This window comes from Thalassococcus sp. S3 (assembly GCF_004216475.1).
Classification (GTDB): domain Bacteria; phylum Pseudomonadota; class Alphaproteobacteria; order Rhodobacterales; family Rhodobacteraceae.
Genome location: NZ_CP022303.1, coordinates 3,557,408 through 3,579,365 on the forward strand (window position 1 = coordinate 3,557,408; position 21,958 = coordinate 3,579,365).

The following is a 21,958-nucleotide window of genomic DNA, read 5'->3' on the forward strand; positions in this document are numbered from 1 at the left end:
GCGGGCAAAGATCGCAGAGAGAGAGCCAAGGCCGCACGGCGCGGGAACGCGCGGGCGGAGATCACGCCTCTAGAGATCGATTTCGATCACTCCATGACGCTCCGCCGCGCGAGATTGGCAGGTGATGATCGCCTCCGCGCGCTGGGCTTGCGACAGAACGAAGTCCCGATGCTCCACCGCGCCCTTGACCAAGCCACATTTGCAGACCCCGCAGATCCCATCGGAGCATTTTATGTCGATCGGAATGCCGTTTTCGATCAGAACATCTGCGGCACTCTTTTCGGCGGGCACCTCCAAATCATACCCTGAGCGCAGCAAACGAAGCGTGAACGGGTGATTTTCATACGCGGGCGCCTCGGGCGCCGAGAAATACTCAAGGTGTCGCGCCTCTTCGGGAATGCCAGCCTCCGCCGCCACGCGCATGACTTCCGACATGTAGGCCGCGCCCCCGCAGGTATAGACCTGCGTGCCCGGAATGTGGTTGAGGATCGCACCCAGATCCGCGCGCGTCCCCTCGTCAGAGACATGCAGCGTGACGTTGTCCGACCAGGTCACGGATGCAAGATCATCCAGAAACCCCATGCTGCCTCGCGACCGTCCCGAATAATGCAGAGCGAAGGGGCGCCCAAGGGCGTGAAGGCGATGCGCCATGGCGATCATGGGCGTCACGCCGATGCCGCCGCCCATCAGGTAGGTCATCGCCGCGTCTTCGTTCAGGGGGAAGTGATTGATGGGTTTTGAGACAAAGACTTTCCGTCCTGCATTGAAGATCCGGTGCAAAAGCTCCGACCCGCCCCGCCCTGCCGGTTCGCGCAGCACGCCGATCTGATAGCGGCTGCGGTCTGCAGGATTGCCGCAAAGCGAATATTGGCGCAGATATTCGGGCGCGACGACAATATCGATATGCGCGCCAGCCTCCCATGCGGGCAGATCGCTGCCATCCAGCGTCTGGAAATCATAGCGCATCACGCCATCGGCTGTCTCTTCCGCCCGTGTGATCCTGAGTTGGAGGACCGGGCTTTCCGCAACATCCGCGTTCTGTGCGACCAGGCCTTCGGTCTGTCCCCGTGCCAGCCGTGCTTTATACGCTTCTGCCGTGATCATCTCCTGATAGGCTTCGATCCCTTTCTCTCGGTCCATCGGGTCGGGATAGGGAAAGGGATGCGGGGCCAGATGCGCCGGATAAACGGCAAGGGTCTGATCCTCGTATTTCAGATCCAGATCCTTTTGCAGACCACGCGCGTTGACCGGCGCGCGGGCCGGGCGATAGCCCCCGTCTTCGCGGATCTCCAGATTCCACCACCACTTCTTGACGGGGTTGATGTCACCCCGGTTGAGAAGATCATCAAGCTTTGCCAATGCGGGGGCGGCGGCAGGGACCTTCATGGCAGTCCAGCGAAAGACGGCGTCGGCCAACACGCCTTCGAGGTTCCAGGGACAGGTTTTCATACACCGGCCGCACATCGCACCCCCCGGTGTTGTGATCCGGTAGGTGGCGCATTTCTGGCTGTCGGATTTCCAGATCTCGTAGCCGTTGAACATCAGCTTGGGTCCGGCGGTGATCGCGCCCGACGGACATTCGCGGGCGCATTTCTTGCAGGCCTCGCAAAAGCGCTGCAGCCCGAAATCAATGGGCTTGTCGTGGGTCATCGACAAATCCGTGGTCACCACACCCGACTTGAGCCTTGGCCCCAGATAGGGGTTCAGGATCACCTCCCCTATGCGGCTCACCTCGCCCAGACCGGACAGCAGCAGAAGCGGGGGCTGCAGCACTTCGCCGTCCATCACCGAATGGGCCTTGGCCTTGTAGCCCAGGTTACGCAAATGGCGGGCCACCACGCCGCCAAGAAGCGAAAAGCGCAGATAGGCGCGCATGGATTGCGCGACGGAGATCCAGTCGTCGCCTGAGGCACCCTCCATCGTGTCAAAGCCTTGATCGATGACCATCGAAATGGCCTGATCGTGGGGCGGGTCGATCGGATCGCCGGCAGCGTCGTGGGAATACCATGTCCATTCCGGGCAACGTGAAATGCCCACGGCATCCACCCCCAGAAAATGGCCCGTCGCCTTGACCAGATCGCGGGCCTCTTCTCGAGAATACTCGACTTTTCGTGTGGCCGATGGCCCGTCCTGCAGCAAGACGAACGCGCCAAGCGCGCGCCTTTGCGCCATGGAGGGCGCGGACTTTCGCACGTATTTGCCGCCCTTGGCCTCTTGCTGCACGTGGTGTCCCATGTCCCCAAAAATCGCCCGGCTGAACATGTCGGTGCGCTTGGGCACCCTTGGAACACGGGCCTCGTCGATGAACGTTGTCGGCTCGTCGATCCGCTTGAGCGTTTCGAAAGGGTGCGCTCCGTCCACGAAACGACGCTTGGCGTAAGGCACCGAGCGTCCGCTGCCTTTTCCGAAAGGGGCCAGCGGCGCGTCCGGCGCGACCGCGAAACGCGTGGTGACCGCCGCAACGCCAAAGCGGTCGCCGATAAAGGGGGCCACGATCCGCCCCGCGTCGCACCGGGCAAGTCCCGCGGCAACCGACAGCATATTCAGATCGACGTCAGAGGCGGTCGCGGTATGGGCGCGGGCCTCATATCCCAAAAGCCTGATGTAATTGGCAACAACGACAGCCGTTTCAGCTGCCAGCAGGCAGGACCGATGGGGCAAGGCCGTCCTGATCCACTCCACTCCGGGCTCCGACGGGTCCGGATCCCGCGGATGTTCATAAAGAAAGACGATCGCATGGGTGTGCCCGTCGATCGTGACAGGCGGCGCGTCCATCGCCTCCTTGAGGTCGGCCATGATCAGATCGATGCCAGCAGCCAGCGTCTTGGTCTGACGTGTGCGCAGGTCTTCGGCCAGTCTGGGGATGTCCGGGTTGAGATATGGCGCGGACAGAAACGCGCCATCGGGCAATCCGCACGTGCCGACCATCGACGCGTCGGCAAAGTAGCCGAAGGATTTGAGATGATTGCGCCGCTCCTCCAGATCCGTCGGCGCCTCGGCCACCACGCGATTGACCAGGCCGTCGCGGATCGCATCAAGCGTTGCCTGGTGATCGCGCATCGCGGTCACGATGGAACGGGGATCACTTTCCTGCGCGAAGGAGAGAGGCTGGAAGGCCGGTATATCAGCCAGCGAAACGTGTGTGTCCCGCGCGAGCGTTTCCATCGCAAAAGGTCCCAGATGGATCGGGCGGCGCTTTCGCGAAAAGGCGCGAGACGTCATTTTTGATCTCCCTTTTCGGATGCTCTTAAAAGTAATTTTATACTGTAACTATTTCTTTGGAAATTGATTTATGTGTACGCTCCAGACGTAAGACCAGGCGCCTGAACATGCGTCATCTAAAACACCGAACGCAAGGCATGAGAAAGCGGAGTTAGGAAGCGATGCAAGATCACCAGGAAACCAGCATTGACTACCGCCTGCATGCCCGGTTGGGTTTCCGACTGAGCCGATTGTCACGGCTGGTCCAGACCAGGCTGGAACAGAAACTGGACAGCTACGGGATGACCCGCCTGAAATGGTGCGTTTTGTCTGGCGTCGCGCTCGAGGCGGTCACGACCCCCTCCTCTCTCGCGGCTCATATCGGCCTCACCCGCCCCTCTGTCTCGCGGTTGTTGATGCAGATGCGCAAGGAGGGACTGATCAGACAGGACCTTGACGAAGAGGATGGGAGGTCGCGCCACATCACCCTCACCGAGCTTGGCCAAGAGCGGCTGCGCCAATGCCGCCCCATCGTGGATGAGAACGAGCAATACTTCATGAAAAAGCTGGCAACAGACAAAGCGGCCGCCTTTTCGGAGGGTCTGGACACCTTGTTGTCCGGAGAGAACATGCGGCTGGATCGCCTCTGAACGGCCAACATCACACAAGATTCCGGCCCAGAAACAGGCCGTGACCGGCGCCAGTCCAGCAGCGTTGCCCATCACAACACCGCGAGACCGGTTTATGATATGGTTTGTCTGACTAATTGCACAGTATCCGAAGACGAGCTGAAAACTGGTCTCTGTTGTGATCCACGGTAGCGGACAAGCAGATCGGCCCTGCGCCTGATAGGAGAACGCCTTATGAAAAATACCCTTTTCACCCGTCGAACGCTTCTTGCAACAGGCGGTGCCGCCCTGACGACCGGTGCGTCCGGCATGCTGGTTCCGGCGCGGGCACAAGGGCTGGCCCCGACACCCACCATGCGCGGGGGAGCGAACAATTACCGTCCCGGCGCCCCGATTGTGGAGCGGATCGGCGGCGGCGGTTTCTGGATGACGGGAACGGTTCGGCGGGCAGGCGACGGCGCTCCGCTTCCGGGACAACGCATCCAGATCTGGGCACACACGACCGAAGGCCACGAGCGAGACCCGCAAAGTCATGGCGCGACGCTGACCGATGCAAATGGCGAATTCCGTCTGGAGATGCCACAGATTGTCCCCGCATTCGGCCAGCCGCACGGCCACCTTGCCTATGATGACGACGCCTTCGAAACGGTGTTCCTGCGCCCCATCATGCCAAGTGCAAGCGATACCAGCCTAAGCGCGCATTTCGTCCTTCAGCCCGCCTGATCCCGATGACCGCGAACCGGCGCGGCCTGGCGCGCAGCATCCTGATCTGGGCAGGGCTGGGCCTGATCGTGCTGGTCCCCGTCGGAGCGGCGGCTGCAAGCCCGCTGCTGGCCTGGCGCGAGCCAGTCTATATCATTGCTGGGTTCGCGGGGGTCATCGCCATGGCGCTTCTTCTGTTCCAGCCGCTGCTGGCGGCGGGATACCTTCCCGGCTTGCCTCCGATGCGCGGACGACGGCTGCATGTCTGGCTGGGCATCAGCCTTGTGATCGCGGTTGTCGTCCATGTGGCGGGCCTGTGGATCACCAGTCCGCCCGATGTGGTCGACGCGCTGCTTTTTGTGTCACCGACCCCCTTCTCGCTTTGGGGCGTCATTGCCATGTGGGCGGTTTTCGGTGCGGCGTTGCTGGCCGGCCTGCGCCGGCGTCTGCGCCTGCCCCTTCGCGTTTGGCGGATGGGCCATACTGCGCTTGTGGCAATCGTTGTCATGGGCAGCGTGATCCATGCGATGTTGGTCGAGGGCACGATGGAAACACTCTCCAAGGCGCTTCTCTGCGGGGTCGTCCTTTTGGGGACCGCCAAAGTGGTGATCGACCGGCGCGCCTGGGCGCGCAGAAGACCCGCGCGCTGACCTGACCGGGCCGGGCACAAAGCCACCGAGTTCCCCGAGAGGTCGAAGCCTTCGTTCAAGAGCGCCCATCTGATATCATTCCTGCATGAAAACATGGCAGGTCAGATCTGACGATACGGCTCAGGGACTGGGAAAGTGGGCCAGCGGGCTTAGCGAAGCCTTTGTTCGGCTAGAGCCGGTTTGCACCCGTCAGGATGGCTTTTTCGGCCAGATCCAACAGATCACAACGGCCGGGATCCACGTCTCGCTTGTCACGTCGAACGGCCATGAGATCCGGCGCCTGGATGAACATATCCGCCAAAGCACCAAGGATACCGTCTTTGTGAACATGCTCGGACGCGGGCGCAGCTTTGTCGTTCAGCAGGACAGCTATCAGGCGGCGCCGATGGACCTGTCCATCGTGGATACGCGCCGCCCCTATTCCATCCGCCACGACACGCCGTTTCAACTGATCTCAATCGCCGTGCCCGCGGATTGGGTGCCCGAGGATCTGCAGGGGCATCTGGCGCTTAGCAGATCCGCGGCAGGGCGGGAATTGTCAAATGTTATCTGGAGCTTGGCGCGAACCCTCCTGGCCGTGCCCGTCTCAGACCCAGGCTTTGGTCAGACTGTCGTCGATCAGCTACGGCAAAGCGTGTCCCTTGTCGCCCCTCTCACCAAGGACCAGGCGCCTCAATCGGTTCATATCGATATCATGCGCAGCTATGTGCGACGCCACTTTCATCATCACGACCTGAACGCCAAGCAGCTTGGCCTTCACTTCGGGCTGTCGGTCAGACGGGTTCACCAGCTTTTCGAACCAACCGGCCAATCGGTTTCAGAGTTCATCAACGAGATCCGTCTGGATCAGGCGGCTGCGCACTTGTCGGACCTGTCGGCGCCTCAGCGTCTGATCGCTGATCTTGCCTGGTCGGTCGGATATTCCGACCCATCCTATTTCAATCGGCGCTTCCGGCGAAGATTCGGATGCACCCCACGGGCCTATCGCACGATGGCCCTTTCCGGCGCGATTGCACAATAGTCCAATGATTCCTGCACTGGGGTTTTAAACGTTCAGACCCTTTTTTCCGAGGATGCAACAGAGCTGCACGACCATCGCATCCCGGAGGACGATATGACATCCATCACCACCAGATTGACCGAACGGTACGCCCTGCCCCACCCTTTCACACAGGCGGGCATGGCCTTTGCCGGGGAACGCTCCGATCTTGCGATCGCCGTCTGCAAAGCAGGCGGGATCGGAGCCATCGGGGTCGGTTTCATGCCCGGGGAGGAACTGCGGCGCACCATCGGCACCATCCGGGGTGCCACGGACCGACCTTTCAACATCAACTTCATCACCTGTTTCGGAAACGAAGAGCAGGTGAAAGTGGCCGCCGAAGAGAAAGTCCCCGTCGTCTCGTTTCACTGGGGTCATCCCCCCGCCGATCAGATCAAACGGCTCAAGGACGCCGGCTGCGACATCTGGGTTCAGGTCGGCACCGTGGAGGATGGCGAGCGTGCCGTGGAATACGGCGCTGACGTGATCGTGGCACAAGGCTGGGAAGCAGGCGGGCACAATTACGGCGGCATGGGCGCGATGGCCCTGATCCCCGCGATGGTGGATGCCGTTGGAGATCGGGCCTTGGTTCTGGCCGCGGGCGGTATCGCGGATGGCCGCGCGGTCGCGGCCGCCCTGAGCCTTGGCGCGGATGGGGTATGGGTCGGCACCCGCCTGGTGGCGAGCAGCGAGGCACATGTCCATCCCGAGCATCACAAACGCCTGATCGCGGCCTCGGGCCACGACACGACGAGGTCTGGCGTGTTCGGACCGGAAATGCCGGATTTCAACCCGATGCGTTTGCTCAAAGTCCGCGTGACGGAAGAATTCGAAGGACGGCTTGAAGACGTCCCAACGGAGCGGGATAATGAACCAGTCATCGGCCAGACCGTCTTTCTTGGCCAGCCCCATGAAAAGAAGCGCTTTGACGTGATCCTGCCGACACCGGACACGACAGGCGATTTCGAAGAGATGGCATGGCTGGCCGGACAGGGTGTTGGTATGATCACGGACATCCGCCCGGCTGGACAGATCGTGGAAGAGATGATGAACGACGCCACCGACGTTCTGACCCGTCTTGGACGGACCATGCCCGTCGCAGCAGAGTAGAGAAGCGCATGTCCGACGCCGTCACCAAAGCCCAAAAAAACCTTAGCGATTTGCAACCGCTCAACCCGTTGGTCCGCGAACCAATCGAGATCAAGGGGCGTGACGGCGGTCTCCTCAAAGACGTTCCTGTCGTGGTAAAGGCCAACATCGCGATCAAGGATCTGCCGCTTTGCGGTGCCTCGCCCGCCATGGCAGACCATGTCGCGGACCAGTCGGCCACAACAGTCCGCCGCCTGCTGGATGCAGGCGCGGTGATTGTCGGACAGGCCAACCTGCATGAGCTTGCCTTTGGGATCACAAGCCACAACGCGCATCATGGACCTGTCGGCAATCCTGCCGCACCGGGCCATATGGCTGGCGGTTCGTCGGGCGGGACCGCTGCGGCCATTGCCAGCCGGGCCGTGCCGATGGGCCTGGGAACGGATACCGGCGGGTCCGGGAGACTTCCGGCGGCGATGTGCGGCTGTGTCGGCTTTCGGCCCACGCATGGTCGGTATCCGCCGGACGGTGTGCTGACCTTGTCGGACAGCTTCGACACGGTCACACCGATGGCGCTGTCCGTTGACGATATAAGGCGCATGGATGCCGTTCTTGCAGGACAGGCCCCCTCCGCGGACCCGCCCCCCTCCGAACGCGTGCGTCTGGGTCTGGTGGACAGTCTTTGGTCCGGCGTCGATGACGGCATGGCGGAAATATGCAAGGCAAGGCTGGCGCGGTTACCGGTCGAAATTGTCCCCCTTGAAGCGCCGGATCTTGTCGAGGCCTGCACCGAGATCGCCATGGGCATCGTCCTCTTTGAAACACAGCTCTTTTGGTCCGGCATTCTGAACGACCGGGGGCAGACCTTCGCGGAGTTTGCAAAGGACATTGCCAGCCCCGACGTCGCCGGGGTGTTTCAGGCCCTTGCGGATGGCGCCGCGCCACCGCGCGCAGCCTATGAGGACATGGTCGGGCCGAAACGGCAGGTGCTGCGCAATGCGCTAAGCGCGCTGCTCAAGGATGTCGACGCGCTGGTGATGCCAAGCCTGCCGGCCCCGGCACCACCGATCGACCAGATCGAGAACATTCGCATAAACGGAAATGACGTCGATCTTTTTTCCGCCATGACCCGCCGCGCCCTTGTTGCATCGGTCACCGGTCATCCATCGATTACATTACCCGCGGGTAACCTGGATGGTCTGCCGTATGGTCTGGAACTTACCGGGCATGCGGGGGAAGACACCGCGTTACTCTCCATCGCGGCGCGGGTCGAGGAAATGCTGAGGGATATCCAATGACAGCCAGAATTGCCCGGTTACAACGTTTTCCCATCAAGGGTTTTTCGGCTGAAGCATTGGAAGAGGTGAACCTGACGCCCGGCGAGGGCGTTCCCGGTGACCGCCTTTTCGGCTTTGCAAGGCATGGTTCGGGATTTGACCCCAAAGCCCCGCAACCCTTGCCCAAAGACCGTTTTGTCGTTCTTCTGACCCAGGCCGCGCTCGCTGGGCTGCGCACCAGACTGGACGGGCAGACATTCACGATCGAAGCGCCGGACGGCCTGCATAGATTTGAAATGGCAAATTCCGCTGATCGCGCCGACGCCGCGCGTTGGATTGCCGCTTATCTGGACCTCGGCGATCCAGAGCCACCCACCTATGTTTCCGCCGCGCCGCATCGGTTTACGGATGTTTCCGTCGTCTCTCCTCAGCTTATGAACGCGATTTCCATTTTGAACCTCGCCTCGGTCCGCGACCTGGAACAAAGACTTCAGGTGCCCATCGACCCGGCCCGCTTTCGCGCCAATATCGAGCTCGATGGCCTTCCCGCATGGTGGGAACTGGAGAATATCGACGCGCCGATCCGCGCGGGAGATGTCACGCTGCGCCTGATCATGCGCACGAAAAGATGTGCAGCCACGGAGGTAAATCCGGAAACAGCGGAACGTGACCTGAAGCTGCCCTACCTGCTGCGCAAGGAACTGGGGCATATGGATATGGGCGTGTATGTTGAGGTTGAAACGGGGGGTCGGCTGCAACCAGGGCTCCAAGTCACTGCCGGCTGAGGGATGGATCCTCGGGTCATCCCGATGCCCGCAACCCGGCCAGGCAATCTGAAATACGGTCATTGCGCGGGATCAGGATCCAGGGTTCGCTGAAAGCTGTCAGTCCCAGCGGAAGAGCACGATCGCACCCTTGCTGCGCTCACCCGCCGGGCCGACCACCGTCTCCCGCACCTCGACCGTCAGGCTTCGACCTTCATGGTGTCCTGACCGGATTTGCGGTTCTCCGGTATCGTGTAGCACTTGAATAAGATCGACGAGATCCACGAAATCGAGCCGTGGCCCGATAATGGCAATCGAGCGGTTGATGTCGTGTTCTTGCAGCAGAAAATCCCTCTCGATCAGGGAACTGAACCGACGAAGGCAGTTTTGATCATCCAGAACGAGCACGCCGGTATTGAGGATCTTCAGAACGACCTCGGTGTTTTCGTTCAACTCCGACAGCATGTCGATCTTGCGCTCATGCTCGGCACTGACAGAAACAAGCTCCTCGTTCACGGCATGAAGCTCTTCGTTGGAGCTTTGCAGCTCCTCGTTGGAGGCCTGCAACTCTTCGTTGGAGGCTTGCAATTCTTCGTTGGAGGCTTGCAACTCCTCGCCGCTTGCCTCCAGCCGCTCGGTCACGTGCTGCAGGGTTTCCTCGGTCAGTCTCAGATCGCGCTCCAGGGTATGTACCCTCTTGGACAGAACCGTCCCGTCGTCTTCGACCTCCCTTATGCCCGGGACATCCAACCCTTCGGCGCCCGTGGGCCCTTCCGTCCGCTGCACGACAAATTCCACCTTGGCGAGGATCAGGCCATCCCCGGCAGCGTTGTCCAGTTTTTCGACAATAACCGTGCAGTCGCAGGCGCCCTTGTCGGCCAGGTTCACTCTGACGATCCGGGATTGCGTCGCGTCCTGGCCCAGCCGGATCTTTTCGATGCCGACATTGATCGCAAAGTGCAGATCCGGATGCACAATTTCCTGAACCGTCCAGTCAGCGAGGTTGTTCATCGTGTCGATGAATTCAGACGCGGCCCCGAACCAGTTGAGAACCTTGGAATCCGTGGTCAACAGGATCGCGGACGGCGCATACCGCTTGAGCAGCATGTCATAGCTGCGGACCAGCATCTCCCGCGAACGCAGCTCGTTCACCTGAGTGTGAAACGGCTTGCGCTGGGAGGGCGCCCTGGGCTGAATGGGTTCTGCCGATCCAACCGGAAACTTCCGGGCGGTGACTGACTTTTGGGACGCGATAGACGCGCGACCCTCCTTTTTGAAGATCCGCCATCTGGCGTCGATCACATCGAAGGCCGTCTTGAACTTCCCCACACTCTCGGACGCGCCGAGAAACAGATGTCCGCCGGGCAGAAGGCCGAAGATGAACATCGAAACAGCGCTCGCCTGAGGTTCTTCCTCAAGATAGATCATCAGGTTCCGGCAGGACACCAGATCAAGGTTCATGAATGGCGGATCATTGATCAGGTTGTGTTTCGAGAAGATAATCTTTTGACGCAAGCTGGGGTCGATCACAAACGCCCCTTGCGATTCCTGAAAGTAGCGGTCGCGCAGCTTTTCCGGGACGCGGGCCAGTTTTTCCTCGGAATAAAGCCCGCGAGACGCGACCTCGATGGATCCGGCATGGATGTCCGTGCCGATGATGCGAAACCGCCGGTCGCTGCCCGCTTCGCGCAGGGCCTCGCTGAGTTCTATGGCGAGGGTATAGACCTCTTCGCCGCTGGCACAGGCGGGCACCCAGACCTTGATCGGCGTCGTCGTGTCGGGATCGATGGCCAGCTTGTTCAGGACGTTTTCGCGCAACGACCTGATCGCCTCGCGATCACGGTAGAATTCCGTGACCCCGATCAGCATGTCGTGGAACAGCTCATTCACCGCTTCATGGCTTTGCGACAGAATCTCCTGATATTCCTCAAGGCTGGCATGGCCCCGAAGATGAAGACGCCGCACGATCCTGCGATTGACATTGCTGGGTTTGTAATTGCGGAAGTCGACATCGTGCTGCGCTTCGAGCAGTGCAAGTATGCGCCTGATCCCGTCACCAAAGGGCTGGGGCTCTGGTCCCTTGTTCTTCTTTCCGAATATAAAGATGTCCTGCACCACGGCGGGCATGTCCCCGGCATCCAGAACGCGATCAACCGAACCGGACAGCAAAACCGCGCGCGGCATGGAGGTGAAGGACGCTTGTTGCATGGATTGCACCAGAACGGCCGCACCGGCCTCGTGCAGGATTTGCGCACCGTGAGAGCCGTCGGACCCGGATCCCGATAAGACAATCGCGACCGTCCGGTTCCAGTCACGTGACGACAGCGACGTGAAGAAACGATCAATCGGAAGATGTGGCAAATCCTCGCCATCGGCGTAGGACGAGGTTCGGAACGTGTCGCCTTCAAGCTCCACATACATGTTGGGGCGGTTCAGATAGACGGTGTTCGCTGCGATCTGCATGCCATCATCGATATGCAGGATCGGCAGGCTGGAACGGCGTGCCAGAAGCTCGTTCATCATCGACCGATAGTCCGGTGACAGGTGCTGCACCACGACATAGGCGATGCCCGGCTCCTCCACCACGGCATCGAAAAACTGTTCCAGTGGTTCAAGCCCGCCAGCGGAAGCCCCGATGGCCACGAGAGGCACGTCGTCACGATCGGTTCGCGCCTGTTTCTTTGCCATTGGCTCTCTGGCCTTTCACAATCCCTACAGTATATGCCTATCCAAACTGGCGCAGTGTTTCAATCATGGGTGGTATTCTACCGTGGCGAAAATTCTTTTGGTGGACGATGATTTGGTCTATCTTGACGAGCTTTCCGATGGTCTTTCGTCTTTGAAGCATGACGTCAGTTGCGCGGCGTCCACTGAAGAGGCGCAGGTGCTCCTTGAAAACGCTGAATTCGATGTGGTGATCTGCGACACGATTATGGAGGGTGGCGGGGCATTGTCGCTTTTGCATCACCTGGCCGCCACGCAACCCGATCTTCCGTTTATTGTCATTACGGGACGTCCGGAAATCGCAAGCTCCCCGCTCTTTCGCAGCGGAATGAAAGAGGCCAGTGCCAAAATCGAAAAATCCGCCACACTTTTCGAGATCGACCAGTTGATACGCTCTACATTGCGATGAATGCCCAGCTGGTGTGCCGGGGTGCAAAGCGCCCCGACAGAATGACGGAGCCTGAACCCAAATGACGTTAAAGGATGCAAGGTCGACAAAGCCCCTGACATCCACGCAGCTGCGCGCGGTGATCGAGGCGATCGACGATTGCCTCCTCTTTGTCTTGGACAGCAGCAACCGGGTCGTTTTGCATAATAGGAACGCGCAGACTGTCGCTGGAAGCGCTGACGAGGCAACGGCTTGGCTATCCGGCCCGAATTTTCACGACCCGGTCAGCCGCGCCCGCCTGAACCAGGAGAGCACTCCATTAGCGAAGCTGCGCGACGAATCGTCGGTTCTGCCGGTCACCATTGGCTATCTGGACCTGCAAGGCGCCGAGCGTATCACCACTTTCAGCGTTCGGAACTTGGATCATGCGGGACTGCGCATGCTCATGGGCCGGGACGTCTCTGGTGCGGAGAACCAAGGCCACATTGCCGCAGACTTTGAGCCTGAAGCGTTGGCGCACGATCTGGGTAATGTTCTGGGGATCGTGCAGATGGCAGTGGATGGGTTCGACCGGATGTCCCTGCCGCAAGAAGCCGACATCAAACGGGCCGACCTTGCCCATGCCGTCCAACGCGGTTTGGCCCTCATGACCGCTTTGATGGGACCTGACGCGCAGCCCGCACAGGATCGGGGCCCGGTAAATGTCACATCCGCGCTGGACGCGGCGATTAAAATCATTGGCCGCGTTTTGCCCGAAACCATGGACCTTTCGCTGTCCCTGGCGCCGGAGGTGTTTGCGACGGGATGTGAACGAAGCGATCTGGATGCCGCCATGATCGAACTTCTGGGCGCGGCCAGGGAATTCCTGGCCACACAACCATCCAGAGACGGCAACATCACCGTGGCACTGGCAACGCATAATGGCCATTGCGAAATCTCGGTAACCGCAGCGCGGGTTCAGGACGCGCATGCGAAGACAAGAGCTCGGTCAGGTTCCGCAATCTCAAGAGATCGCCTTGACCTGACCAAGCGCCTTGCCGAAAAGGCGGGTGGCACGTTCCGGACCCAAAAACCAACCTCTGCGGTCCGCACCTTCATCCTTTCGCTGCCACACGCACCCGCGCAGGGTCAGCTTGTCGGGATGGACTTGTCCAAGGCCACAAACAGCCTGCAGGGGTATCGGATTTGTCTTGCGGAGACGGACAAATCCCTGCGCCGCACCTTGGCCGATCATTTGAAAGAGTGCGGTGGGAATGTCGTATCATGTCGCACAGGCCCGGACCTTGAGCAGGTCCTTGATGGCCCAAGCCTTTTCGACGTGGTCATCACAAACCCGGATCTGGGCGACGGCACGACCGCCGAGAGGGTCGCAACGCAAATTGCGCAAGGCGGATCGGGTACACGTCTCATCGTTCTTACCGGGCAAAACAGGTGGATATGGACACATCGCGAGAAGCCCCTTGCGCTGGTGTTGTCAAAACCCGTTCCCGTCGAGGTGTTGCTGAACGCGATCCGCCTGCGGCCGCCCCTTCGTGACGCGCAAATAGGATCAGTACCTCAATAGAGCCGGCGTTTATGCGCGGCCAAACTCTGGGCCGACATCGGCTCGGCCAGGGCAAATCCCTGGCCCATGTCGCACCCCAGCGCACGGGCCTGCGCCGCTTGTTTCGACATCTCGATCCCCTCCGCGACCACCTGCTGGTTCAGTTTCCGCGCGACCATCACAAGGGCTTCGACCACGACACTGGCGCCATGGTCGTCGCTGAGACGTTGAACCAGGCTGCGATCGATCTTGATGATATCAACCGGCCATTGGCAGACATGGGATAGCCCGGATTGCCCACCCCCAAAATCATCTAGCGCGATCCGTCCTCCCCTTTGCCGGATTTCCTGCAAGGAACTGAACACCAGCCCGTCGCGCGCCCCAAGGACGCTGTCTTCGTTAATTTCAATGACAATGCGCGACCAATCCACGCCAAACCGCGTTAAAATGGTCTGAAGATCGAAGATGAAGTCAGGGTTCAGCAAATTCTGGTCCATCACGTTGATCCAGAATTTCGGAACGTCCTCAGATGAAAGGAGATCCTCTGCACTTAACGCGGCAAAGGCCGCTTCAATAACGTGAAAGGTCAATTTCGAAGCGAGGCGATGGTCCCGGAACATCCAGGCAAAGCTCTCAGGCTTCCGGACCTCTCCGTCATCATCCTGCCAGCGGGCGAGTATCTCAACACCCGCAGTTTGACCCGTGCCGAGATCGAAGATCGGCTGAAAATGTGCCGTGACATTATCGAACCGGGCCTGTCCGCCGCTGTCTGAGAGACCCGACGGGGCCAGAACCCCTTCCAGCCGCGACGAGTAGATCGTGGTCGCGTTACGCTCTGTTCTTTTGGATGCGTAGAGCGCGGAATCGGCGAAGCTCAGAAGCGTTTCGAAACCGGACGCCTGATTTGGAAAGAGGCTGACACCGATGCTGAGCCCGCCCAGATCGGTTTTGCCGAGGCTTGCCACGTTCCGGCGGATCGCAAGCCGAAGATTGCTGATCGTGGTCCGCAGGTATCCGCGCTTTGCCTCGGGAATGTCGAGCAGGACACAGAATTCATCCCCGCCGGTCCGTCCGATGATGCTGCTGGGTGGAAGTGCTGCACGCAAAGCGTCGGCCACGGTTTTCAGAAAGGCGTCGCCAAACAGATGACCGTATACGTCGTTGACCGATTTGAAGTCATCAAGATCCAAGGCCAGCAATGCCGCCGGTCGCGCGTCGTTGGTCAGTCGGGCCTGGCACTTTGCGTTGAAAGACACCTTGTTTTCGACCCCGGTCAGCCGATCAATCTCGGCCATGCGGGTCAGCCGCTTTTCCCGGCGATTGGCTTCGGCCAGATCGACCTCAAGCTGATGTCTTGAAACACCTTGCGCAATCGACATGGCAACCAACCCCGCAACATGGGCGCAGCTTTCAAACACCTTCGTGGATCGCCAGGTCTGCGTTCCGACCGCCACCGCCATGACCCCCAGCCTGCTTTCGGCGTGAATAAGGGGCAGCATGGCAATGGTGATGTCTTGTCCGTTTCTCAGGACTTGATGCTCGATCCCGCCATTTTGCAGGGTCTGTCCGTCGGCGTGCCGCTGTTCAAGGAACGTGCGAAGCCGCGCATGGACCTCTTCGTCACCGCCCTCCCCTGGAACCAGCCCAAAGGCGTCCAGCCATATCGCCACTCCAAGCGCATGACATGCTTGAGCCGCAAGATCAGATGCGTCCCGGGCAACGCGTTCCAACGGGTCGTGTAGGGCATCGCGCGAGCCTAGCGCGACTGTCAGATCCGACACCAACACTGACCACCCCCCTTTTCGGACCGTCCGAGCAGTGAAACACCCAACATAGGACGCGCGATCTCAACCGGATTTACAATATGTTAACAGGTATGAACGAGCCTGGTTAACAAAGTGTAAACCCAAAGGACTGCGGGCGCTTTCGCGACCACTTTTGCCACGAAAGGCCCCGGCGGAGGCGCCCGCAGGGCCAGTTGGCATCAGCTTTCCCAGTTGCCCAAGACGCCCTGTTCAGTCAGGCCACAAGCCCTTCAGTCGGCGTACCAAATCTTGCTCAAAGACAGGTTTTGTAAGCGTTTCCACATCTGCAAACTTCTCTGACAACTCATTTTTCCGCCCGTATCCGGTCATGAACCAGAATGGGATGTCCTTCTCATGAAGTGCAATCGCGACATCAAGGCTGTTGTCGCCGCGTGACAGGCTGACATCCAGGATGGCGAAATCCGGCTGTTTCGGAGCAATCTCGGCCAGAAATTCGAGCGCTTCTTTGGAGGACCCGAACCTCGCAACGTCTTCAAAACCGAACGAAGACAATTGGGTCGACAGACCCTCGGCTATGATCCATTCGTCATCGAGAACAAGAGCCAGGTTTTTGGCAAGGGGCATGGTTTCAGACTTTACAGAGATCATTCAACGGCCATACCGGCGTCGAGGACATTTCGGATAAGAACTGACAAGACATAAGGATCGCATGGCTTTTGAACCAGCGGGGCCGCAACCTCGCCCATTTCATCCTTTGTGTAGCCGGTATAGCCGGACATATATATCACCGGCTTATCCGGTAAGGCTGCACGAAACGTCTTGGCCAATTCGAAACCGCTGACACCGCCGGGCATCACCACGTCGGTGAGAAGCAGGTCAAAGGACACACCCACGGCCACCTTCTCTGCCGCCTCGATCCCAGACCGACATTGCACCACGCGATAGTTCAGGCGGATCAGGAGGTCGCTCATCAAACCCAGCAGATCCGGCTCGTCCTCGACAAGCAAGATGGTTTCGTTGCTCCCGGTCAGCGGTTTACTTTGGGTCGGCTCGGCCCCCACCACATCCGGTTCCGTGCCGCGTGGCAGCGTCAGCCTCACGGTCGTGCCGATGCCATGATCGGAATACATGCGCATCTCTCCGTCGCTTTGCCGTGCAAAGCCATAGACCATGGAGAGGCCCAGACCTGTCCCGGAATTACTATCCTTGGTGGTGAAAAAGGGATCTGTCGCCCTTGCAAGGGTCTTGGCGTCCATTCCCATTCCATTGTCAGTGACCGAAAGCTCAACGAGGGCCTTCGCACCCGGATGGTGCAGCTCGGTGATCTCCGGGCCATTTGGCGCGTCCCAAACGGGACGGGCCGCCAGTTTGATCATGTTGCCTTTGCCCGATCTTACGATGGCATCCCGGCTATTCAGGATCAGGTTCATAAGCGCCGTTTCAAGTTGGGCATGATCACAAAAAACGGGCGCATCCCGGTGCTCCTCTTCTATCTCAAGCCGGATACTTTCCTCGATCATCGGACGGATCAAAGCCTGCAGGTCTCCAAAGATATCCGCGACCGGTCGCGACGTTCTCTTGCCAGGTTGCCGCTTTGCAAAGGCAAGCAGGCGCGACGTCAGATGCCCGCCCCTGCTGATCGAAGACCGCGCAATCTTCATGTATCGCGCTCTGTCTTCGTCGCTCTGCGCCTTTTCGGCGAGATCTATCGCATAAAGCTGGGCTGCCAGCAGGTTGTTGAAATCATGCGCGATCCCCCCGGTAAGCTGACCAAGAGCGTCAAGCCTGCTTTTTCGTTCGACCACCTGCCTGTTGCGTTCCTCAGCCGAGATATCGTCGATGATAAGAACAACGAAGATGTCTGAATCTTGTGCGGACACCTTCGCGCTGCTGACCCGAACATAGCGATGGTGCTCGCCGGATGGCGAACTGCTGAGCAACTGGGTTTCACCAGCCAAGGCAAAGCCGGACAGGGCCCTGCGAATGGGATCCGCGCTCGCATCGAGCCGGTCATGGCTCTCGGCGTCCATGAAATAGAACCGTTCGGGCCAGCGCATCGGCGTGTCCATGGACAGCCCGCCAAGCATGTGCCGCGCAGCCTCGTTTATCCGCAAAATCGTCCCGTTTGCATTCAGGGCCAGGATCCCGCTGGAAGCGGCGTTGAAAATGGTCTCCAACTCGTCCTTCGTGGCACGCAGCTCTTGTTGATACCCCCGACGGGCGGTTTCCTCCTCCCGCGACTTGGCTGCCGCGTTATTCAGCGACGAGACGATTACCGACAATTCATCCTGCTTCGCCTTCGATCGTCTGGGCAAGGCAATGGGCGCTGTGCCGTTCAGCCAGCCCAGACCTTCAACCTGATCCGCAATGGATCTTAGATGCCGCGCGACGAACCATTCAAAGATCTGCAGCATGACCAAAGACGCGACCATCGTCTTCAGAAAGTTCGACAAGAGCAGCGTAAACAACTGATCTATCAGTCTTTGTCTGGCCGTGTCGAAGGTCGCCCAGACGCTGAGCTGTCCAACGCTTATCTGCTCGTCAAACGTATTCGTGAAGAAAAGCGGCAAGGTGAGGGACGGAACCTCTCCCTCCTCGTACTCGCCGCGCTGAAACGCCTGGCCTGTGGATGCGACCAGGGAAACGGCCACGATATCCGGCTGCGCGACGATCCCGTCCAAGAGGACGTTAACCTGTTCAAAGTTGAACTCCCACAACGCGTTTTCAAAACCGGATATAAAGCTTGTTTCGACCACCGAAAGCTCTGCTGCCACCCGCGCCACGTCGCGCTGATAGCTCCAATAAAGCTGAAACGCAGAGGCAAGCAGGGACAGAACCGCAGACGAAGCGATCATCCATATAACGATGCGCCGCCCCAATACCTTGCCGGGCCGCCTGATGCGCTGAGCGATGTCAGCCTCGGTTGGGATCATGCTTGATCAACAATGCGTCGAGCGAGCCATCCTTTTTCATCTCCGCCAGGACCCGGTTAAAATCGGCAACGATTTCAGCGCTGTTCTCCAGATCCGTGCGGACGGCCATATGCACGGCATGCTCGGCCAGTACGAACGGAAGCGCGATCAGACGATCCTTCAGATCCGGCGCAACGACGTTCGTCACGTGGGCAAGCACCTCTTGACTGTCCAGCGTCACATCCACACGCCCATAAGCCACCATGTTCATGGCCTGGGTCGTCGTTGTGACGACAACCTTGTTCAGCGCCTCGTCCCGATCGAACCGTTCTTCGTAGAGAAAGCCATCACCAACGGCGACGGAATATTCCGCGATATCCGAATACTGGCCGATGCTGACGTCCTCACCCGTTTGCGCCACGAATTTGACCTGCGTCTGATAAAACGGATCGGCGTAGGTCATATATTCGGCAATCTCCGCATCGAAAAACAGACTGCCCACGATGTCGTAATCGCCCTGGCGCGACCCATCCATGATGCGGGCCCATGGCAAGATATCTGCCGTTACGTCATAGCCGGCACGCGTCAGGACGGCAGTGATCACGTCAACGGAAATCCCCTGGTTTGGCAGATCCCTGCCCGAGAAGGGTGGCCATTCATCAGCGACGACCAAAAGTCTTTGCTCGGCAAAGACAGGAGGCGCAAAAGCAAAAAGAAGTCCGAGAGTTACCGATAAAATGCGCATTCCTGTCCCTTCAATCATTAAGGTGTGACAACTTAACGTTGAGTACCGCTGCAAAGCAACAGATATAGTCCGAAAGACTTCCGTGCTCAGGGTGTCCCGCGTTGAAGGCACGCAGCATGGTCTTTGGCTAAGTGGCGCAGACAGGCGATACGGGACGAGAACGCGATACCCGTCAGGGCCCGAAATGCATTTCGCCCGAATGCTCTCGCGATGATCCACCGCGACAGAGCGGCGTCTTTCCTGTTCGACGCTCCAAGATCAGAACCCGCGATGCGTATCTCTCCCTCGCGGCTCATGTAATCCTGAACATAGCAGCTTTGCGGCTAAGCTCCGAGTGGCTCTGCCCCCCGCCCAACCGCGCTGGACACGTGGGAGCGGTCAGTCATCCAAATGTGCCGCTCTGCCATTCACAGTTTCATCAGCAAGGAATGACGCACCCAAGCCTGCCCCAGTCTTACGTCTTGCCAAGTCGTTTTATCGTGTCTATCCAAAAAGCACGCAGGGGAGTCCCGCCAAGGGGACTGAGAGGCTGACAGGGCATTTGCCCGGTGACGCGACCCTTAGAACCTGACCCAGTTGACACTGGCGTAGGAAGCTAGGGACGCGCATGAGATCATGCACCTTTGCGGCCCGACGTGAGGATCGATTTGGTCCTCGGCTCCTCTCCACGCTCATCTGGCGTCTTTCTGAGACTTGAGTTTGAGGAGCGCCTGACATGAATGTCCCAAATCCTAAAATCACCACCGACGCCTTGCCCGCTTCGCGCAAGATCTATGCGAGTGGTCTTTTGCATCCCGATCTGCGGGTGCCCATGCGCGAGATCGCGGTCCATCCCACGGCGGGAGAGCCGCCCCTCACGGTCTATGACAGTTCCGGCCCCTATACCGACCCCAAGGTTCTAACGGACATCAAGCAAGGGCTTGCCCCACTGCGGCGCGGGTGGATCGAAGCGCGCGGCGATGTCGAGGAGTATCAGGGACGCACCGTCAAGCCGGAGGACAACGGATTTGTCGAGGGCGACCGACTGACGCCGGAATTCCCCGTCCGCCCGCGCCCGCTGCGTGGCAAAGCCGGTCAAGCTGTGACGCAACTGGCCTATGCCCGCGCGGGGATTGTCACGCCAGAGATGGAGTTCGTGGCGATCCGGGAAAACCAGCTGCGCGATGCCGTTGAAGAGCCACGCGATGGAGAGGATTGGGGCGCCAACATTCCCGACTATGTCACGCCCGAATTCGTTCGGGACGAGATCGCGGCGGGGCGGGCCATCATTCCGGCCAACATCAATCATCCGGAAACCGAACCGATGATCATCGGACGGAACTTCCTGGTAAAGATCAACGCGAATATGGGCACATCCGCTATCACCTCTTCGATGGAAGAGGAGGTCGACAAGATGGTCTGGGCAATCCGCTGGGGCGCCGACACGGTCATGGATCTGTCGACCGGTCGCAACATCCACAACACGCGTGAATGGATCATTCGCAACAGCCCCGTCCCTATCGGGACCGTGCCGATCTACCAGGCGGTCGAAAAGGTAAACGGCATCGCCGAAGATCTCACATGGGAGGTGTTTCGCGACACGCTGATCGAACAGGCCGAACAGGGCGTCGACTATTTCACCATCCATGCCGGTGTCAGGCTGCACATGGTTCCGATGACGGTGAACCGGGTGACCGGCATCGTGTCACGGGGCGGGTCGATCATGGCCAAGTGGTGCCTGCATCACCACAAGGAAAGCTTCCTCTACGAACACTTCGAGGAGATCTGCGAGATCTGCCGGGCCTACGATGTCAGCTTCAGCCTTGGCGATGGTTTGCGGCCAGGCTCCATCGCCGATGCGAATGACGAGGCACAGTTCGCCGAATTGGAAACGTTGGGAGAACTGACAAAGATTGCCTGGGCGAAGGATTGCCAGGTGATGATTGAAGGCCCTGGCCATGTCGCGATGCACAAGATCAAGGAGAACATGGAAAAGCAGCTGGAATGCTGCCACGAGGCACCCTTTTATACGCTTGGCCCCCTGACGACGGATATCGCGCCCGGCTACGATCACATCACGTCGGGCATTGGTGCTGCGATGATCGGGTGGTTCGGCTGTGCCATGCTGTGCTACGTCACGCCAAAGGAACATCTTGGCCTGCCCGACCGCGATGACGTCAAAACCGGGGTTATCACATATAAGATTGCCGCTCATGCCGCGGACCTTGCCAAGGGCCTCCCGGGCGCTCAAAGGCGAGACGACGCGCTGTCCCGGGCACGGTTTGAGTTTCGGTGGGAGGATCAGTTCAACCTCTCCCTGGACCCGGAGACCGCGCGCGATTTCCACGATCAGACCTTGCCGAAAGAGGCCCACAAGGTGGCCCATTTCTGCTCTATGTGCGGTCCGAAATTCTGCTCGATGCGCATCAGTCACGACATTCGGAGCGAGGCGCAGAAACACGGCATGGAGGAGATGGCCGCCCGGTTCCGTGAGGGTGGTGAGCTCTATGTGCCGGCCGAACGCGCCGTATCGGATCCAGCGGAATGACC

At 59.4% G+C, this 21,958-nt stretch carries 16 protein-coding genes and 1 riboswitch; of the genes, 10 read left to right on the plus strand and 6 right to left on the minus strand.

Annotation, left to right across the window (positions count from 1 at the left end; genetic code table 11):
* Positions 1-69: 69 nt before the first annotated feature.
* A complete protein-coding gene (locus tag CFI11_RS17555) occupies positions 70-3,222 on the minus strand; it encodes a 2Fe-2S iron-sulfur cluster-binding protein (protein ID WP_130408258.1) in 3,153 nt (1,050 codons plus the stop codon).
* Between the two features lie 161 nt (positions 3,223-3,383).
* Between CFI11_RS17555 and CFI11_RS17560 the strand changes: the two genes are divergently transcribed.
* The 7 genes from CFI11_RS17560 to CFI11_RS17590 all read left to right on the plus strand — a co-directional run bounded on the left by CFI11_RS17560 (position 3,384) and on the right by CFI11_RS17590 (position 9,372).
* Entirely contained in the window at positions 3,384-3,851 is a 468-nt protein-coding gene (locus CFI11_RS17560) for a MarR family winged helix-turn-helix transcriptional regulator (RefSeq protein ID WP_130408260.1), read from the plus strand.
* Positions 3,852-4,064: 213 nt separating this feature from the next.
* Positions 4,065-4,553 (plus strand): twin-arginine translocation pathway signal, encoded by a 489-nt coding sequence (locus CFI11_RS17565; RefSeq protein WP_130408262.1) that lies wholly within the window; start codon positions 4,065-4,067, stop codon positions 4,551-4,553.
* Positions 4,554-4,558: 5 nt separating this feature from the next.
* Positions 4,559-5,182, plus strand: coding sequence for a ferric reductase-like transmembrane domain-containing protein (locus CFI11_RS17570; RefSeq protein ID WP_130408264.1), 624 nt, complete (start codon positions 4,559-4,561; stop codon positions 5,180-5,182).
* Between the two features lie 85 nt (positions 5,183-5,267).
* Positions 5,268-6,203, plus strand: a complete 936-nt coding sequence (locus CFI11_RS17575; protein WP_130408266.1) for a helix-turn-helix domain-containing protein — start codon at positions 5,268-5,270, stop codon at positions 6,201-6,203.
* A gap of 93 nt (positions 6,204-6,296) precedes the next feature.
* On the plus strand, positions 6,297-7,331 hold the full coding sequence (locus CFI11_RS17580) for a nitronate monooxygenase family protein (protein ID WP_254448949.1): 1,035 nt from the start codon (positions 6,297-6,299) through the stop codon (positions 7,329-7,331).
* 68 nt (positions 7,332-7,399) lie between these two features.
* Complete coding sequence (locus CFI11_RS17585) at positions 7,400-8,608, plus strand: amidase family protein (protein ID WP_165390297.1); 1,209 nt, start codon at positions 7,400-7,402, stop codon at positions 8,606-8,608.
* A complete protein-coding gene (locus CFI11_RS17590; RefSeq protein ID WP_130408270.1) occupies positions 8,605-9,372 on the plus strand; it encodes an MOSC domain-containing protein in 768 nt (255 codons plus the stop codon). Before CFI11_RS17585 ends, CFI11_RS17590 begins: the two co-directional genes overlap by 4 nt.
* Positions 9,373-9,471: 99 nt before the next feature.
* On the opposite strand, the gene CFI11_RS17595 is transcribed toward CFI11_RS17590, so the two are convergent.
* The gene (locus CFI11_RS17595) at positions 9,472-12,039 is read right to left on the minus strand and encodes a CheR family methyltransferase (RefSeq protein ID WP_130408272.1); all 2,568 of its coding nucleotides are present in this window, start codon (positions 12,037-12,039) and stop codon (positions 9,472-9,474) included.
* Between the two features lie 100 nt (positions 12,040-12,139).
* On the opposite strand from CFI11_RS17595, the gene CFI11_RS24375 reads away from it, so the two are divergent.
* Both CFI11_RS24375 and CFI11_RS17605 read left to right on the plus strand, forming a co-directional pair.
* On the plus strand, positions 12,140-12,484 hold the full coding sequence (locus tag CFI11_RS24375; RefSeq protein WP_217358714.1) for a response regulator: 345 nt from the start codon (positions 12,140-12,142) through the stop codon (positions 12,482-12,484).
* 61 nt (positions 12,485-12,545) lie between these two features.
* Positions 12,546-14,027 carry a HAMP domain-containing histidine kinase gene (locus CFI11_RS17605; RefSeq protein WP_130408276.1) on the plus strand — a complete coding sequence of 494 codons (1,482 nt, stop codon included), beginning with the start codon at positions 12,546-12,548 and terminating at the stop codon, positions 14,025-14,027.
* Here CFI11_RS17605 and CFI11_RS17610 read toward each other — a convergent pair.
* The 4 genes from CFI11_RS17610 to CFI11_RS17625 all read right to left on the minus strand — a co-directional run bounded on the left by CFI11_RS17610 (position 14,021) and on the right by CFI11_RS17625 (position 19,357).
* On the minus strand, positions 14,021-15,787 hold the full coding sequence (locus tag CFI11_RS17610; protein ID WP_130408278.1) for a bifunctional diguanylate cyclase/phosphodiesterase: 1,767 nt from the start codon (positions 15,785-15,787) through the stop codon (positions 14,021-14,023). The genes CFI11_RS17605 and CFI11_RS17610 overlap by 7 nt on opposite strands.
* A 234-nt stretch (positions 15,788-16,021) precedes the next feature.
* A complete protein-coding gene (locus tag CFI11_RS17615) occupies positions 16,022-16,396 on the minus strand; it encodes a response regulator (protein ID WP_165390299.1) in 375 nt (124 codons plus the stop codon).
* Between the two features lie 20 nt (positions 16,397-16,416).
* Positions 16,417-18,627 (minus strand): ATP-binding protein, encoded by a 2,211-nt coding sequence (locus CFI11_RS17620; protein ID WP_165390300.1) that lies wholly within the window; start codon positions 18,625-18,627, stop codon positions 16,417-16,419.
* Positions 18,628-18,685: 58 nt separating this feature from the next.
* Positions 18,686-19,357, minus strand: a complete 672-nt coding sequence (locus CFI11_RS17625; RefSeq protein WP_165390301.1) for an ABC transporter substrate-binding protein — start codon at positions 19,355-19,357, stop codon at positions 18,686-18,688.
* Between the two features lie 562 nt (positions 19,358-19,919).
* Positions 19,920-20,040: riboswitch (TPP riboswitch) on the plus strand.
* A 104-nt stretch (positions 20,041-20,144) separates the two neighbouring features.
* Here CFI11_RS17625 and thiC point away from each other — a divergent pair.
* Positions 20,145-21,956 (plus strand): phosphomethylpyrimidine synthase ThiC, encoded by a 1,812-nt coding sequence (thiC, locus tag CFI11_RS17630; RefSeq protein ID WP_130408286.1) that lies wholly within the window; start codon positions 20,145-20,147, stop codon positions 21,954-21,956.
* Positions 21,957-21,958 lie beyond the last annotated feature (2 nt).

Coding starts and splice junctions, on each gene's coding strand:
- CFI11_RS17590 (WP_130408270.1), top strand. CDS start 8,605: ATGACAGCCAGAATTGCCCGGTTACAACGTTTTCCCATCAAGGGTTTT.
- CFI11_RS17555 (WP_130408258.1), bottom strand. CDS start 3,222: ATGACGTCTCGCGCCTTTTCGCGAAAGCGCCGCCCGATCCATCTGGGA.
- CFI11_RS17580 (WP_254448949.1), top strand. CDS start 6,297: ATGACATCCATCACCACCAGATTGACCGAACGGTACGCCCTGCCCCAC.
- CFI11_RS17595 (WP_130408272.1), bottom strand. CDS start 12,039: ATGGCAAAGAAACAGGCGCGAACCGATCGTGACGACGTGCCTCTCGTG.
- CFI11_RS17615 (WP_165390299.1), bottom strand. CDS start 16,396: ATGCCCCTTGCCAAAAACCTGGCTCTTGTTCTCGATGACGAATGGATC.
- CFI11_RS17570 (WP_130408264.1), top strand. CDS start 4,559: ATGACCGCGAACCGGCGCGGCCTGGCGCGCAGCATCCTGATCTGGGCA.
- thiC (WP_130408286.1), top strand. CDS start 20,145: ATGAATGTCCCAAATCCTAAAATCACCACCGACGCCTTGCCCGCTTCG.
- CFI11_RS17565 (WP_130408262.1), top strand. CDS start 4,065: ATGAAAAATACCCTTTTCACCCGTCGAACGCTTCTTGCAACAGGCGGT.
- CFI11_RS17620 (WP_165390300.1), bottom strand. CDS start 18,627: ATGATCGCTTCGTCTGCGGTTCTGTCCCTGCTTGCCTCTGCGTTTCAG.
- CFI11_RS17605 (WP_130408276.1), top strand. CDS start 12,546: ATGACGTTAAAGGATGCAAGGTCGACAAAGCCCCTGACATCCACGCAG.
- CFI11_RS17575 (WP_130408266.1), top strand. CDS start 5,268: ATGAAAACATGGCAGGTCAGATCTGACGATACGGCTCAGGGACTGGGA.
- CFI11_RS17560 (WP_130408260.1), top strand. CDS start 3,384: ATGCAAGATCACCAGGAAACCAGCATTGACTACCGCCTGCATGCCCGG.